Below are 16,048 nucleotides of genomic sequence, written 5' to 3'. Positions count from 1 at the left end.
CGAGTTTGGTAAGCTGTACTCCAAGCTGTTTCTCTCACTGTTCTGCCAATTGCTCGCCCTCACTGCGGGAACGGATATACTGCACGGGCGAGAGTCCAAACAGCCTCTTGTACTCACGGCTAAACTGAGTCGAGCTATGGTAGCCCGTGCTAAGCGCCGTTTCTGTTACATTTGCGCCGCCAAGCAAAAGCCTGCGAGCCTCCTGAAGACGAAGTTGTTTCTGGTATTGCAAAGGAGTCATACCCGTCACTTCTTTGAATTTGTAATGTAGGCTGGACACACTCATATTCCCCAGTTCAGCCAGTTTTTCAAGGTTAAAGCCGTGATCAAAATTACGGGTTATCCAGTCAATCACTCTGCTGATACCAGAAGCCTCTTGATGCCATAACATGTTGTGGTAAAAGCGTGTGCCATCTTCGTGATCCAGCAGCCAGTAGATGATTTCCCGTTTTACAGCTGGAGCGAGGTATCTGGCGGCCGTGGGGTTTTGCGCGAGCCGGAGCAGTTTCTCGAAGCCCTCCAATACCTCATGTCTTGGTCTTCCAACAAAAATGCCCGGGTAATGTTCATCCTTCGGCTTGAGTTTCAGGGCGGCCTCGGTTGCGACAGCGGCCACCTCACCTGATTGTAATTCAATCTGCAGTGCTAAAAATGGCGCATCTGCGGTAGCCTCCAGTACCTGCCCCATAACCGGCATACTAACGCTTGTGGCGAGATAATTCCCTGGCTTGTATTCAATTATGTCTTCTCCAAACTGTAAGTGCGTCTTCCCCTGCAAAATAATGCATAGAGAAGCCTTCAACGGGCCCTTTGCCAGGACCGTTGCACTGTTTTTCTTCAATAAACGGAGAAAAGGGATGGCAGTCTGAAGCTTATTTGTACGTATTTGTAAACTCAGGTTCAAAAGCCGTTCCATGACCTGGATGTTCGCCTGATTCATGTCCATGCAATTATTCCTTTGTCTTGAGAATGTATTCTTAGCTAATATTAGAACACTTTACAGCTGAAAAAACAATTTGCTTTGGATGATTAGGCATACATTCTGTATGATTTAACTATCAAGCAAAGAGAAAAAAGAACATAATTGCGAATGTACCGGTACAAAACGCATGTACGGCTTTTACTAAGTGATCATTATCGTCAAGGTATAGAATGTTAAATATTTAAGGAGGTTATACCTAATGAAGTATAAACAACTTGGGAATACAGGGCTTTTGGTTTCGCAGCTTGCGTTAGGGACAATGACGTTCACCGGCGGAAAGGATAACTTTAAGGTTGTCGGTTCTATAAGTCAAGAAGAAGCTGACAAGATGATTCAGAAAAGTGTGGATATAGGAATCAATTTCTTTGATACGGCTGATATTTATGCTGATGGTGAAAGTGAAATTATGCTTGGGCAATCTATCCGCAATCTTGGTATTGCGCGAAAAAATGTTGTGATCGCTACTAAAGTAGCTGGACGAGTTGGCATGGGACGTAACGATATTGGAGCTTCAAGAGGACACATTACGAATGCAGTTGAAGCGAGTCTGAAGAGGCTACAAACCGATTACATCGATTTGTATCAGATCCATACCGATGATTTCTTGACACCGATTGAAGAAACCTTAGGTGCTCTAAATGATTTGGTATCACAAGGAAAAGTGCGATATATTGGAGTATCAAACTGGCAAGCTTGGAAGATTGCCGATGCGCTTGGCATTTCGGAGCGTAAAAATCTAGCCCGCTTTGAAACGATGCAGGGATATTATTCGCTTGCCAGCCGAGACTTGGAGCGGGAATTGGAACCTATGATGAAAGCGAAGAAGATGGGACTCTTGGTGTGGGGTCCACTCGCCGGTGGCCTGCTGTCAGGAAGATATGATCGGCACAATCAGATCGCAGAGGATTCGCGCCGCTCGGTAGCTGATTTCCCGATTGTGGACAAGGAACGTGCCTGGAATATTATTGATACGTTAAAGCCGATTGCGGAAGCGCATGGAACAAGTATTGCCAGTGTCGCCCTCGCTTGGTTGCTAACTAGACCAGTCGTAACCTCTGTTCTTATTGGGGCGAAGCGACTTAATCAGTTGGAAGAAAATCTGGCAGCAGCAAAATTGGAGTTGACGGATGAAGAAGTTCATTGTCTTGACGAAGTGAGCGCACTGCCGCCGGAATATCCAGGCTGGATGATTGAACATCAAAAGAAAGACCGCCTGGAGCCTTAAGAGCATTCAATAAATTCACGATTGTAATGCCCGTGCCAAGCTTTTATATATAGCTATTCCTTCAAGAAAGCCGGTTGCCTGATTATTCAGCGTAACCGGCTTTTTTGCATTAAAGGTTTAAAACATATCTAAGATGATCGCCCTCGTAAATCAGAAAGGAGGCGTGGGCAAAACGACAACAGCGGTCAACCTTGGAATTGGATCAGTCGGGAAACATGCAGGAACCGCCAAATAAAGTGAAGAAGTAGCTCAACTCTTAACCCGCTGTATCCGTGCCGCCAAATATGACGTGATAGGTCCCGGTTCCTTCTTTCGTCTTGAGGCCGTTCCAACCTGCCGCATCCGTGATGCCGCTGACAAAGCCCATCCGGTACGTTTTACTGCCCTCAAGGGCCTTGCCCAGATTCAAGGTAACCTGCGTCACGACCTTCGACTTATCCTGCAATTGATCGGAGGCAATCGCAATCGGGTTTCCGTCAGAGTCGCTGATGCGGATAAAGGATGCACTTACATTTTTCACCGGCTCGCTGAAATATACCGTTACCGTCCTGTTGTTGACTGCGACCGCGGTTGCCGCGTACGGCTGGGGATTGAGCACTTCGGTCCCGGCAAATAATTTCTTGTTGGCGTTATTGGATGTATTCAGCCCCGTAATGCCGCTGACAGCTGCTGTATAGACATGACCGGGCCGGAACAATGAAGGATTGCCGTCATCCGAAGTGCGAATCTGAAACGTAATGACATGATCGGCTCCCGGTTTGCGCTGCAGATAATATCTCCAGCCGGAAGTGGAGATGTTCGCTCCATCCCGGGTGAGTACAGTCAGCTTGAGTCCGGACAGGTTAACGCCTGTCAGGGGCTGACTGAAATAGACATCGACCGTATTTTCGTTGACTGGCAGAATATTATTCACGAGCAGCGTCGCTGCCGGGTTGCTGCCGTTGCCGTAGAAGGAACGCTGTGTCTCGGCAATGACATTGCCGGATAAATCCCTGATCGCGTTCACGGTCAGTTTATAGCTCCGGCCCGAAATTTGGCCGCCTGTGGTCAGGGTTACCGTCAAATCCGCTGCCTTGTATACAGCCTGTATCGGCAGGCCAAGGCCGCCGTCAAAGTTATAAAAGACGGGATTGCCGGCATATAAAGGATCCAGCTTCTCGTTAAATGTCAGCACGACCTTATTCGTGCCTGCGGCAATTTTGGTGATGACCGGCGGTGAATTGTCCACAACAGCGCCAAAATGCAGCCCGCTGGCAGCGTCCATCACATTGCCGGCCAGATCTTTGACATTGTTGACCGAAAGCGTGTATAGCGTTCCCGATGCCTGCTTCACGGTCAGAATTGTCACCTTCTTCTTGTCGGAAGAAAGGCTGATGCTTCGGATAACCAAGCCATTGTTGAATTGGTAATTCGCGGTGTTCGTAGCTGTAACGGCATCAACCGGCTCGCTGAAAACCACGTCGATCGAGGCATCGGCATTGATTTTGGATGAAGATATCTTCGGTTTGGTGAGATCGCCGCTCAGTGCTGTGAACGACCATGTCCTTCCTTCAACCGACAGCCGGTACACGGTGCCCGCGATATGTTTATTCGTTGTAAGCGTGATGACATTGCCGGTGCTGTTCAATGCGGCGCTTTGAATGATCAATGTATTTCCACTGGCGTTCACGATGCTGAACTGCCCTTTCGACACGCTGCTGACCGGAACCTTCAGCTTGACCTGAACCGTGGTGCTGGATGCCGGAACCACCGATTCCACCTGAAGAACCTCGCGCTCCGGATTTTGACCCGGATTCATCTCCAGATAAACGGCATAAGACGCGTTAACGAGCATTGAGCGCCGCGCTACCACTGTATAATCCGATTGCTCGGGAATCCAGTTTTTGTACAAAGCAGTGCCGACATCAGCCTTTGCCCAGGCAGATACCTTACCGTAAACGGCGGTGGAGCCTGCGCTGGAATTCCCATAAGCCCGCACAAGCACAGCTGCCAGCTGCTCCACAGTCACATTGGTCAAGGGCGCGAATTTGCCGTTTCCCATCCCTTTCATCAAGCCTGATTTGGTGACGGCCTGAATTTCGCCAAAGGACCATCTGGTTTTCAACACATCGCTGTAGACCGGTGATGCCGGTTCCTCTCTGAGCTCCCATAAACGGAATAAAACCGCAGCGAACTGTTCGCGGGACATCGGGTCGCCCAGACGGGACGTCCCGTCGGCAAAGCCTGTGAAAATCCCCTTATCGCGCAGAAACTGGAATTTCTGCTCCGTATTGAGCTCTGCCGCTCCCGCTTGCAATGGAGGCAGGTATGCCAGAAGAATCAGTGCTGCCAGGACAATCATTCGTAATCTTCTCACTTTCAAACCCTCCCAAAGAATAAAATATTATACGCTTCCACCCCGAAGCATGCAGTGAAATTTCGATCATCCTTTTTACGCAAAAATGATACATAATGTTTCATGATATCAGCGGAGAAAATAAAATAATTATTAGTATCTTCAGCCGGCAAAAAAAGCCGGCCCCCCGGTACGACCATCCGGTTTGGCCAGCTTTATTGTGGACTACTTATATCAAATTCTGATGTGTGGAGTAGCTGGGGGTACAACAGCTATTCCACACAAGTGACAGGCGGATATCTTGCTTATAACACTTGCGAGTTTCGAAAAGACGTTTTTCGCATGCGCAGCCGGCATGATTACCGGATTATTAAACCTGCCTCTATAATTGTATTTCTTTGTTCTGCTTCGCCGACTCATAGATTGCAGACAGAATCTTGATCATATCCACGCCATGCTCCGGCAGAATAATTGGCTCCGCGCGGCCTTTCAGGACATCGACAAAGTGGAACAGATGGCTGGCGTGATCATTCATCCCTTTGCCGGGCAGACTGGGGCTTACGTCGGATACGGTACCTGCAATTTCCGTAAACAGCTTCAGCTTGCCGTTCTTGAAGGCTGCTCCTGCCTTGGTTCCCCTCAGCTCATAGAAATTGCATTCCTCCTCCACATTGGAGGCCCAGCTGAACTCGATCTGCAGGGTGGCGCCGTTATCGAAGCGGATAAATCCGGTTGCCAAATCCTCCACATCGAATGTCCCATCATCCCGCTTCTCGCCGAATTGGCTGTGAACCGAGTCGCTGAGGGTATTGTCGGCGAATTTCGTATAGACGGCTCCCGATACCGCGGTCGGCTTGGGATTGCCCATCAACCAGACCGCGACATCGATAAAATGCACGCCAAGATCGATCAGCGATCCGCCGCCCGACAGCTCCTTGGTTGTGAACCATCCGCCTTTGCCGGGAATACCACGCCGGCGCAGCCAGCCGCAGCGGCCTGTATAGATTTCGCCCATATTCCCTTCTTCTATGTACTTCTTCATAAATTGGGTCGCGGCGCTGAAACGGTTATTGCGCATGGTCATCAGTGTGCGCCCGCTTCGCGCTGCCGCATCCGCCATTTTCTGAGCTTCTTGCGGGCTGATCGCATCCGGCTTCTCGCAGAAGACATGCTTGCCGGCATTAAGCGCTGCAACCGCAATCTCGGAATGATACAGATTGGGCGTGCAAATATCAACGACGTCGATGTCCGCCTTCTCCAGCAGTTCCCTGTAATCGGTATAAATCTCCGCTATCCCGTATTTCTCCGCGAACCGCTCCGCCTTCTCGCGGTTGATATCGCATACGGCCGTGATGACCGCTTCCCGGTTCGCCGTCCATGCCGGCGCATGCGCGACAGTCGCGATGCCACCCGCTCCGATAATGGCTGCTTTGATTTGATTGTCCATGTTGTTTACCTCTCCCTATGACTCCAAATTATCCGGAAGCCGCCCCCCGAATCAAAGCAAGAGGCAGCTCCCGGATCCAATAGATGAACCAGATGAATTCACTCATCCATATATATGCTGTTCCTGTGCGAATTATTTAAGGTGTAACCGCACCCAGCGTGAGTGGTGAGCTCGGGCTAGACGCATAAAGGTGGAAGTAGCCTTCGTCCAGAATCGGATTGCTGGAATCCGTCAGATTGAATACTTCGGTTCCGTCCACATTTAAGGTCAGTTCGACCGGATTTCGTTGTTGGGGACGAACATCGCCCGTTGCAGCTTGGCGAATGTTCGTCCAATGAACCCCGAAGATATTATTACTTGCCGTTCTTGGCAACCCAATCAGCCAGCTGCTGATTAATGGCAGCCTGGATTTTGTCGTAGCCGGCTTTCTTCAACGCTTCGAGATATTTGGGCAGCATTTCTGCCGGATCGACCGTTCCCGTCTCAAGCGGAACCTTATACTCCGCATTGACCGCGCTTACTGCTGCTGATTCCGTTTTCAGGTCGGAATCGTTAAAATGAAATCCGCTGAGCGGTGGAACAGCGGCTTCCTCATTCAGCTTCTTCGTCTGCTCGAACACATCGGCCGGCTGATTCTCGCGCACCAGACCGTTAAATTGATTGCCGAATACCCAGTCGATATTGGGAGCATAACCCGAGTTTTCAAGCGGTTTATATACACCGTCGACCTCTTCGTAATGCTTGCCTTTAATGCCGTAGGAGAGCAGCTTATACAATTCCTTGTCGTTGTTGACCAGCTCCAGGAGCATCAAGGCTCTTTCCGGATTTTTCGATGTGTTGCTGATTGCGTTCATCGTGGCCGTTACCCCTGTGAACTGCGGCTCGGCAATGCGCTGCATCACCACTTCATTGCCTCCGTTCTTGGACGGATAGGACACATCTCCGCCCGGCTTGAAGGTAACATCTGTAATGACAGCCACATTGCCTTTGGCGAGCAGCTGGTTCCAGTCCTTCACCGTAGCCAGATCCTGATAGATATACCCTTTCTCATACCAGCTGTGCATCAGTTCCAAATAGGATTTGTACTGCGGCGTGGCCAACTTGTCGATATTTTTGTACGGATCATCGGGATTGTAGGTGATGCCTCCGCTGTAATCCTTCAGAGCGGGATCCTGCGGACCGTTATTCCCGGCCTGGAACGCAAACGGGATGACATCCGGCTCATTTTTCTTCAGCGTCTCGAGGAAAGGCTCCAGATCCTCCAGCGACTTCACCTGCGTTGTATCAAAATTGTATTTGTCTGTAAACCGCTTCTGGAAGACGAAGCCGAACGCCGTGGCTGCGACCTGATAGCTCGGAACTGCATAGATTTTGCCGTCCGTATCCGCTTTCACATCTTCCCAGAACCGGGCAGGCATCATATCGTTGAATGTTTTTGGCGCGTATTTGGGGAGCAGATCGTCAAGGGCCAGAAAAGCGCCTTTCTTGACATTTTCGTTGTACTTCAGCAGCCAGGAGGCTGTTGTCCAGACGATATCGATCGGCTCGCCGGATGAAATCGAAACATTAAGCTTCTGGTCATAGCTGCCGAAGTCAACCGGCTTCAGCTTCACGGTCGCATTCAAGTCCGTATTATCCTTCAAATACTGGTTAACCGCATCCTCGACTGCCTGCTGATCCGGCTGCTGCTGGCTTGTTCCGTAATACCAGCTCAGCTCTACTTGAGGAAGCTCCTCGGGTGCGTCGGGTGCGTCGCTCCCGGCAGGTGCAGCGGCGTCTTGTCCATTGGCTGGATTATTTGCGGCAGCGGGTTCATTCCGGTTATTGCCGTTCTTCGTGCTGCTGCAGCCAGCCAGGATCATCATCAAAGCCAATACCAGCAGCCCAAGCTTATACGTGTTGTTTTGTCTCATGTGTAAACCTCCCATTAATCGCTCATAATCGCTAAATCATCTATAAATATAATAATATGGAGATCATGCCCTGTCTTCCTTATTCTCCCTCCCTCTGGCGCGATCTCTTCATGTATTATCCTGAAACGGCGTATTCAGTAAGGCAGGCAGCTAGCCCTTCAGTGAGCCTACCGTAAGTCCCTGGACAAAATAACGCTGAAAGAACGGAAAGACCAGCATCATCGGACCGGCAGCCATTACCACCATTGCCATCCGCGCCGACATTGTAGGAAACTGGTTCATATCCAGGCCGATGCCGAATTTGTCCAGATTTTGCGTAATGACCTCCATACTGTTGAGCATCCGCACCAGCAGCAGCTGCAGAGGAACCAGATCGGGATTATCAATGAATAACAGCGCCTGAAACCATTCATTCCAGTAGTTGAACGCAATCAGGAGGCCCATGGTCGCCAGCGCCGGAGTGGACAGCGGCATGATGATGGTGAAGAAAATACGCCATTCCCGCGCCCCGTCCATCTTCGCCGACTCAATGATTTCCATCGGGATTTTGGACAGGAACCCTTTCAGCACCATTACATTCCAGGCATTCAGCAGCCCCGGCAGCACCAGCGCCCACAGCGTATCCTTCGTATGCAGATACTGCGTCATCAGAATATAGAACGGTACAAGTCCCCCGCTGAACAGCATCGTAAAAAACACATAAAAGCTCGTGGCGTTCTTGTATTTGTAATCCGGCCGGGAAATCGAATAAGCAATCATCGATGTGATCAGCAGCCCCGCAGCCGTGCCAATCAAGGTGACCAGCGCCGTAATGCCGTAGGCTCTGATGATGATATCCGGCACTTTGAAAATATAGCGGTAAGCCGATAAGGTGAAGGAATCCGGAATGAAGTGGTAACCGGATTTGGTCAGAAATGCTTCGCTCGACAAGGAGACTGAGATAACCAGAATGAACGGGATAATCATCAATAGGCTTAAAATGATAAAAAACAGATTGATGAAGGGTGCGGATTTATTGGCCTGCTGCATGTCTCTTCCCCTTCCTAAAACAACGCGTTGTCGTCATTTATTTTTTTCACGATATAGTTGGCTGTAATCACCAGGAAGAATCCTACGACCGATTGGTAAAGCCCGGTAGCCGATGACATTCCGATATCCCCCAGCTCCCTCAAGGCGCGGAACACATAGGTGTCGATAATATCCGTCGAAGCGAACGTAAACGGCGAATTGTTCGGCACAAAATAATGCAGGCCAAAGTCTCCCCGGAATATGCCGCCAATGGACAGGATCAGCATGATGGATATAAGCGGAGTCAGCAGCGGCAGGGTGATTTTCATGGCCATCTGCAGCCTGGTGGCGCCGTCTATCCGGGCCGCTTCATAATACTCCCCGCTGATCCCCATTATCCCGGCAAAATAAATGAGGGTTCCAAAGCCGATCGCCTTCCACTCATGCACCAGAATGAGAATATACGGCCAGGGGCCGGATTCGAAGTACCATTTGTGCGCCGTCATCCCCAGGGATAACAGGGTTTGATTGAGGAATCCCGATGCATGGTCCAGAAAAGCCAGCGTAATGTAGCCGACGACAACCCAGGATACAAAATAAGGGAGGAACAATACCGTCTGATGGACCTTAACCCACCGTTTGTTTACCTGGCTGAGCAGAATGGCCAGGATCAGTGCGGCTATCGTCCCGATAATAATATAGGATAAAGAGTACATCACCGTGTTTCTCGTGATTCTCCATGCGTTCTCCGAAGCGAACAGAAATTCAAAATTTTTGAGCCCTACCCACTCGCTCCCCAAAATCCCCTTGTCATACCGGTAATTTTTAAACGCGACGATGACGCCGAACATCGGCAGGTAAGAAAAGATGAATAAATAGACGATGCCCGGCAGCGACAAACCGAACAATTCTATGTTCTGTTTGAACCCTGATCCCTTCTTCTCTCTCTTGGCAAGCTTTCCCGCCGCAGCTGTCTGAACCAAAGCTGTTTCTTTGTCCGCCATTCTTTTGCTCACTCCTCTTTTACTTGTGCTGCGCTTTGCTCTACCTGTATCTTCGCTGATTGCGGTCGTCATAAGAAGTCCAAAATCCCGATATTATTCCCAAATTCCAATCCAAAATGCCGCAAAAAGTCCAAAACAGCCCTGATCAGCCCCTTAGACAAAAAGAAGACAGCTTCTCCGACTTGCGAGGAGCTGTCTTCAGCTAAAATGTTAAACCTGGCGGTTCGTTACTTGTCCACGCTCAGGCTGTTCTTGATCCGGTAATCCTTGGGCGTGGTGCCGTACTTGTTCTTGAACAGACGAAAGAAATTGCTGCGCGTGCCGAAGCCGATCTTATCGATCAGCTCGTTGATGGTGTAGTTGTCCTCTTCCAGATAGAGGACGGCCTGCCGGAGCCTGACCTCATTGATATACTCGGAGACCGCGATACCGAGCTGCTTCTTGAACAGCTTGCCGATATAATCGGGCGAGAGCTTCATCACGTCCCCGATTTTCTGCAGGCTAAGACTGATGTCGGAATAATTTTGCTCAATGACAGCCTTCACCGTTTCTACCAATATCTCATTGCGCTCCTGCTCCGGATTCTTCTTGTTCACATTGATTTCCCGGTAAACATCCAGAAGAATATTCTTCATGCCCTCAAGCGAATCACTGTCCATGATTTTGCGGTCAATATCGGACATCTGGATAGTCACAGGGACAATCCGGTTATCATTCATCTCCTTGATCCCATTCTTCATCAGAATGAAGACATGCAGGGCCATATAAACCATATAATCATAGTTCAATGTGGAGATATACTCGAAAATCCTGTCCAGCGTCTTTCGGAACGCTTCCGGCTGCAGCGACTTCATGCTCTCCATCAGCTTCTTCTCAAGCTCCGGGGGAAGGCTCGCCTCCGTCTGCGACGCATTCTCCTTGATCATGGAAGGAACAAGGATGGACTGGCCTCCATAAACCAGCTTGTAGCGGAGCAGCTGCAGGCAGCCGAGATATTGATCATGCAAGGGAGCATAGTCGGCAATCACTTCCCCGAGAGCTGCGGAGAATTTCACCCGGTACATCCGGGCGATCGCGTCCTGGATTTGACTCATCACCCCGCGCACCCCCGTCTCAGTCAGCTCCGCTTCGTCTCTTGTGCTGATAACCGCGACAAGATGCTCGCTTTTCATCTCGACAGCCTCGCAAAGATAGGTCCGGGACAACATTTCCTGAGCAATATTCGCAATGGCAAAATGCAGCAGGCTCCGTTCCTTCTCATCCCCGGAGTTGGCCGAATCAGTCGATCCATCCAATTTCATGACGCTTAGCATGTAGGGACCCGCAGGATTCATCGCAAGCTTATGCTGTTGAATCCATTCCAGAAGCTGCTCCCTCGATAAAGCCTGGCTGTCGGTCACAATCTTCCGGATATAATAGGAGCGCACAATGCTGCGCGTGGTATGCTGCTCACTGCGGGCGGCCTTCAGACGCTGGATCGTTTGTTCGTACACACTGGACATATAAGTCAGCTCGTCTCCGCCGGGCGGTTCCGTCTCGGCTTCTCCCCCTGCGTCTCCCCGGATAAAGCTGACCAGCTTGCCGAGCGGCCGGTACAGCCGATGGGATACGCCAAGAATGGTCAACAGCGACAGCAGGACGAAAATCAAGGTCAGGACAATGGATGTATTTTTGAGCGATTCTGCTTTCTTTACCAAAGTCTCATAGGGCTGGATGCTGACGAGAGTCCAGCCGTTGATGCCGGTATTCAAGTAGTTGACGATTTTCTTCTTATCCGAAATCGAATAATTGAAGGCTCCGCTGCCATCGTCTGCCCTTGTCGCTGCATCAATCCGGTCCATAATCGCTTGCCTGAAATCACCGGTTAATTCGGGCGTGTCGGTGTCGGGCGTTATGACGCTGCCATCATCGCTCATAATAAATACATTTTCATTTTCCTCCCAGGCAAGCTGGTTGATCAGTTTGATATTATCGAACAGCCACTGCGGCTTGATATTCAGAATAAAAGCGCTTTGACCCGGCTGATAGACAATGGAATCATAATTGAAGATAGAGAAGAAATCGGCCTTTCCCCCCTCTTGGCCGTCAAGACTCATGGGGAGCATTTTCAGCTTGGGGATGGGCTTGCCGGCTTTGAACATCTCCCTTAACGCTGCATAAATCGGCGCATCGCGGTCCTGCAGCACAGGGTCGCCGCCCCATACGAACTGGTCCGTATTGGCGTTGTAAATAATAATGGAGTGAATAAAAGGCGTGTAGTCGGCAAATTTATCAATTCTCGACCGTTTTCGGAGCATCTCGAAGACATCGGAGTTATCCGTTGCGGTCATCAGCGGAATCACATCATTATCGTAATAAAGCGAGGTCACCAGCTTCTGGATCACGTCATTCAAATATGTGACATTGAATTTGATCTGGGAGAGCACCTTCTTGTTGGCTTCCCGCTGCATGTCCAGCACGATCTTCTCGGAGTTGTAATACAGCGCGCTTGAGAACAGGGCAAGCAGCAGCAGAATCAGAATGGAGAAGCTCACAATGATCCGCCCAAGATATTTCTTGGACTTGTACAAATGAAAAATATTCATTAATCGGTCCTCTCCCAGCTATCCAGGTTCTCAGTTCTCAATAATAAAAACGCTTACATTGGATAATATATGGCTTGTTAATGTAGCTATTATAAAGAAATCCCGGATTGATATCAATTGATTTTCTAGGACGGCATTGAAAAAGCAAGCGGGCGAAGTCCCGGTTCAGTATGGCTTCTGTCGTATTCAGAAGAATGGTATACGGCAGGCGTAATAAGATCGGGAACCGGACCGCCTTCTTACTTGTCAGATCCGCTCATAATCCCCGACATCCCGGTCATTTTCCTCGCTGAAGTCGTTTCCTGGTGCTGATGAGCTCCGGATCCATACTCTAGCAAGGTTTTTCCTGCTTATAGCGCCGTGATCCGCGCTATCACGTGTGCAAGAAGGATTTTCCTCGCTGCAGCGGACTAATTGCTGTCCGGGACGGCCCGCTGCTTTTCTTTCTTGCTGCTATAAAAAAATAGCCTCCATTCCCTTGTCGGGCGGAGGCTTCCTTGTAATCCTGGCAGCATGCTCATGCTTGCTGCTTTAATATCTCCATGGCAGGCACCGGATCGTTACAGGTCATTAAAGTGGCGCCGCATGCCAGTCCATGGCGGACCTGGGCTTCATTGTCCGGACAGTAACACCAGACCAGCAGCCCTTTATGCTTGTATTCTTCCACGATTTCGGGCGTGAGCTGTCCCATTTCAATGCCGATCGCCCACAGCTTCGAATAGGTTCCCGCATCGCCCGGGACAAAATTGGACATTTTCGTCCCCGGGAAGCCCTGCGTCCTCAGCTTGTAAACATCGTGCAGGTACGCGATAACCGCAGCATCAAAGCACGCAAACACGCAGCGCTCCAGATAACCGTACTCCTTCAGAATGGCAACGGTCAGATCAACGGCTTCCATCGCATCATGATTTGATTTGATCTCCACATTCAGCAGCACATCCGGATAAGAACGAAGCAGCTCGCACAGCTCTGCGAGAGTCGGGATGTCAAGCCCGGCAAATTCGGGATCAAACCAGCTGCCCGCATCCAGCTGCTTGAGCTCGGCAAGACTGAACCCGCCGACTTTTCCCGAACCATTCGTCGTGCGGTCTACAGTTGCATCATGCAGCACCATGACTGCTTTGTCGCTGGACAGCCGCAGATCAAACTCCAGCATATCCACGCCCAGTTCCAGGGACTTGCGGAATGCGAGCAGCGTATTTTCGGGATAATCCGATTTATAGCCTCTATGAGCCGCTACAATAATGCCGGGTTGATTCGCAATACGTTCGATCATACGGTTCATTCCCTCCTACTCAGCGAGAATACGCTCTGCTTCTTTCTTGAATGTATCAAGCGTAGACGGAATATCCTTGCTGTCATACATAATCGCCTCGATCGCCGAGAAGAATTCATGCATAACCTCCGGCCAAGCTACATCTTTATTCGTATCTGTCGCATATTGCAGCTGATCGTAAGCCACTTTGCGGTTCGGCTCCTTTGCCCACAGATCCTGGATTTCCTTCGATTCTACCATTTTCTTGGTGAAAGGCAGATAACCGGATGACATAATGAACGGCAGGGCGCCTTGCGGATCCGTCTCCATCCAATTGATGAACTCCCATGCCGCTTCCTTGTTTTTGGAACCCGACAGCATAGCGACATTGGCGCCTCCGGTGGGGTTGGCGAATACTTTATCCTGCGGCAGGAAGGCCGTCACATAATCAAAGTCCACCGCATCCGCGAGCGAGCCGATGCTTCCGGTCGATCCGAACATCATCGCGACCTTGCCGTCTACAAACATTTGCGTCACGATATTGCCCGAATCCTGGGCCGGCGGATAATACAAGGCGCCAGAGCTTTGAAGATCCTTCAGGTAACTGAATACTTTGACGCCTACTCCATTATCCCCAAACCCGATCGAGGTATTGTCGGCATTGAAGAAGGTTCCTTCGGCTTGTGAAATCATCGCAATCGGATACCAGGTATCATAAGGCATCGTAAAGCCATAACGCGTTACCTGGTCTTTATCTTTGACAACCAGTGCATTGGCAACCTTCTTCAGCTCATCCCAGGTTGTTGGTATGGCAAGTCCCTTCTCGTCCAGCAGCGTTTTATTCACATGCAGGATTGGCGTGGATCGGTTAAGCGGCAGCGAAACCAGCTTGTCGTTGAAGATGGAATGGCCCATGAGACCTTCCGTAAAGTCATCCTTGCTTACACCCGAGGTTTCCATGTAAGGGTTCAGGTCTTCCAGAACATCCGAATCCGCGAACATTTGAACATAGGCGCGCTCGAGCATGCTCACATCCGGTGCGGTACCTGACGCAATCGCCTGCTGAAGCTTGGTCACTTCGTCATCATAGCTGCCCTGGAATGTTCCGACAACTTCAATGTCCTCATGGGAATCGTTAAAACGTTTGATGAGCGCATCCATATATTCGGCATTTTTGCCGGTCAGGGAGTGCCAGAATTGAACAGTTGCTTTCTCGCCCGATGCCGGAGTCTCTGCTGCCGGTGCCGGATCTGCTGCGTTGGTTGTGGATGAATCATTCGTCGTATTGGCGGCCGCCCCGTTGTTTGTGTTGTTCGCCGAGCTGCCGCAGCCTGCCAGAATGCTGATAAGCATCGTTACCATCAAAATAAGAGTAAATTTGTTCTTCATGCTGGATTTCCCTCCATTAATTGTTTATTATCTTTTTTATTTAAAAGGGATCAAATGCGCTATTTAATCCCTGAATAAACGAAAGCTCTCACAATCTGTCTGGAACAAATGATATACATAATCAGAATCGGTACAACCAATACCACATTGCCGGCCATAATAATATGCCAGTGGCTGATCCCTTCGGTTTCCCGCAGCATCGCAATACCGATTGTCAGCGGCCGTATTGCCGTCGTATCCGTCATGATCAAGGGCCAGAAATATTCGTTCCAATGACTGACAAAGCTGAACAGCGCAATCGTCGCCAACGCTGATTTGGACATCGGAATCATGATTTTCCAAATCAATTTGAATTCGCTGGCATTATCCAGCCTGGCCGCCTCGATAATTTCCTCCGGAACCTGCATGAAATACTGACGCAGCAGGAAGATGCCGAAGGCATTGGACATGAAAGGAATGATTTGCGGCAGCAGCGTCTTGATCAGCCCCCAGTCGCCCATCATCATATAAACCGGAATGAAGGTGACCTGACCGGGAATCATAAAGGCCAGCAGAACCATACCGAAGAACAGCTTGTTTCCGGCAAATTTATATTTGGCAAAGGCATAAGCTGCCGGAACCATAATAATCAGCTGGAGCAGGATGATCGAGACCGTGATAATGACCGAGTTCCTGGCGTACATCAGAAACGGGCCCGCCTGCATCGCTTCGGCGAAATTCACCCACTGCGGCCAGGCCGGAATCAATGTGGGCGGAAAGGTCAGCGTCTCTTTGTACGTCTGCAGAGAGGTGGAAACCATCCACAGGAACGGAAAAACAAATATCATCAGAAGAACGGCTTTCAAGATAAATCCCAGTGAGTATCTCACGGCTTTGAAATCAAATGTCTTCAAGTGGGAATCCCC

General features: G+C 49.9%; 11 protein-coding genes and 1 pseudogene. 2 read left to right on the top strand and 10 right to left on the bottom strand.

From position 1 onward, the window contains the following. Positions 1-34: 34 nt before the first annotated feature. Positions 35-946 (bottom strand): AraC family transcriptional regulator, encoded by a 912-nt coding sequence (locus ACFOLF_RS32035; RefSeq protein WP_210039397.1) that lies wholly within the window; start codon positions 944-946, stop codon positions 35-37. A 235-nt stretch (positions 947-1,181) separates the two neighbouring features. Here ACFOLF_RS32035 and ACFOLF_RS32030 point away from each other — a divergent pair, with 235 nt between their 5' ends. Then, on the top strand, positions 1,182-2,207 hold the full coding sequence (locus ACFOLF_RS32030; RefSeq protein ID WP_210039398.1) for an aldo/keto reductase: 1,026 nt from the start codon (positions 1,182-1,184) through the stop codon (positions 2,205-2,207). 124 nt (positions 2,208-2,331) lie between these two features. Beyond that, positions 2,332-2,421, top strand: a pseudogene (locus ACFOLF_RS32025) (ParA family protein); the annotation flags it as partial. A gap of 42 nt (positions 2,422-2,463) precedes the next feature. Here ACFOLF_RS32025 and ACFOLF_RS32020 read toward each other — a convergent pair. From ACFOLF_RS32020 to ACFOLF_RS31980, 9 genes are all read right to left on the bottom strand, one after another. Continuing rightward, on the bottom strand, positions 2,464-4,563 hold the full coding sequence (locus ACFOLF_RS32020) for an Ig-like domain-containing protein (RefSeq protein WP_210039399.1): 2,100 nt from the start codon (positions 4,561-4,563) through the stop codon (positions 2,464-2,466). A 361-nt stretch (positions 4,564-4,924) separates the two neighbouring features. Continuing rightward, a complete protein-coding gene (locus ACFOLF_RS32015; protein ID WP_210039400.1) occupies positions 4,925-5,989 on the bottom strand; it encodes a Gfo/Idh/MocA family protein in 1,065 nt (354 codons plus the stop codon). A 353-nt stretch (positions 5,990-6,342) separates the two neighbouring features. Next, positions 6,343-7,902, bottom strand: a complete 1,560-nt coding sequence (locus tag ACFOLF_RS32010) for an ABC transporter substrate-binding protein (RefSeq protein WP_210039401.1) — start codon at positions 7,900-7,902, stop codon at positions 6,343-6,345. Positions 7,903-8,052: 150 nt separating this feature from the next. After that, a complete protein-coding gene (locus tag ACFOLF_RS32005) occupies positions 8,053-8,931 on the bottom strand; it encodes a carbohydrate ABC transporter permease (RefSeq protein ID WP_210039402.1) in 879 nt (292 codons plus the stop codon). Between the two features lie 14 nt (positions 8,932-8,945). Beyond that, positions 8,946-9,914 (bottom strand): ABC transporter permease, encoded by a 969-nt coding sequence (locus tag ACFOLF_RS32000; RefSeq protein WP_210039403.1) that lies wholly within the window; start codon positions 9,912-9,914, stop codon positions 8,946-8,948. Positions 9,915-10,141: 227 nt separating this feature from the next. Then, positions 10,142-12,499, bottom strand: coding sequence for a helix-turn-helix domain-containing protein (locus ACFOLF_RS31995; RefSeq protein ID WP_210039404.1), 2,358 nt, complete (start codon positions 12,497-12,499; stop codon positions 10,142-10,144). A gap of 517 nt (positions 12,500-13,016) precedes the next feature. Next, complete coding sequence (locus tag ACFOLF_RS31990) at positions 13,017-13,775, bottom strand: glycerophosphodiester phosphodiesterase family protein (RefSeq protein ID WP_210039405.1); 759 nt, start codon at positions 13,773-13,775, stop codon at positions 13,017-13,019. 15 nt (positions 13,776-13,790) lie between these two features. Then, positions 13,791-15,143, bottom strand: a complete 1,353-nt coding sequence (locus tag ACFOLF_RS31985; RefSeq protein ID WP_210039406.1) for an ABC transporter substrate-binding protein — start codon at positions 15,141-15,143, stop codon at positions 13,791-13,793. Positions 15,144-15,202: 59 nt separating this feature from the next. Then, positions 15,203-16,036, bottom strand: a complete 834-nt coding sequence (locus ACFOLF_RS31980; RefSeq protein WP_379113111.1) for a carbohydrate ABC transporter permease — start codon at positions 16,034-16,036, stop codon at positions 15,203-15,205. Between the last annotated feature and the right edge of the window lie 12 nt (positions 16,037-16,048).

It is taken from the genome of Paenibacillus sepulcri (assembly GCF_042647105.1).
GTDB lineage: Bacteria > Bacillota > Bacilli > Paenibacillales > Paenibacillaceae > Paenibacillus_Z > Paenibacillus_Z sepulcri.
This window is presented reverse-complemented; position numbering and strand designations above follow the sequence as displayed.

Coding starts and splice junctions, on each gene's coding strand:
- ACFOLF_RS32005 (WP_210039402.1), bottom strand. CDS start 8,931: ATGCAGCAGGCCAATAAATCCGCACCCTTCATCAATCTGTTTTTTATC.
- ACFOLF_RS32035 (WP_210039397.1), bottom strand. CDS start 946: ATGGACATGAATCAGGCGAACATCCAGGTCATGGAACGGCTTTTGAAC.
- ACFOLF_RS32010 (WP_210039401.1), bottom strand. CDS start 7,902: ATGAGACAAAACAACACGTATAAGCTTGGGCTGCTGGTATTGGCTTTG.
- ACFOLF_RS31985 (WP_210039406.1), bottom strand. CDS start 15,143: ATGAAGAACAAATTTACTCTTATTTTGATGGTAACGATGCTTATCAGC.
- ACFOLF_RS32000 (WP_210039403.1), bottom strand. CDS start 9,914: ATGGCGGACAAAGAAACAGCTTTGGTTCAGACAGCTGCGGCGGGAAAG.
- ACFOLF_RS32030 (WP_210039398.1), top strand. CDS start 1,182: ATGAAGTATAAACAACTTGGGAATACAGGGCTTTTGGTTTCGCAGCTT.
- ACFOLF_RS31990 (WP_210039405.1), bottom strand. CDS start 13,775: ATGATCGAACGTATTGCGAATCAACCCGGCATTATTGTAGCGGCTCAT.
- ACFOLF_RS31995 (WP_210039404.1), bottom strand. CDS start 12,499: ATGAATATTTTTCATTTGTACAAGTCCAAGAAATATCTTGGGCGGATC.
- ACFOLF_RS32015 (WP_210039400.1), bottom strand. CDS start 5,989: ATGGACAATCAAATCAAAGCAGCCATTATCGGAGCGGGTGGCATCGCG.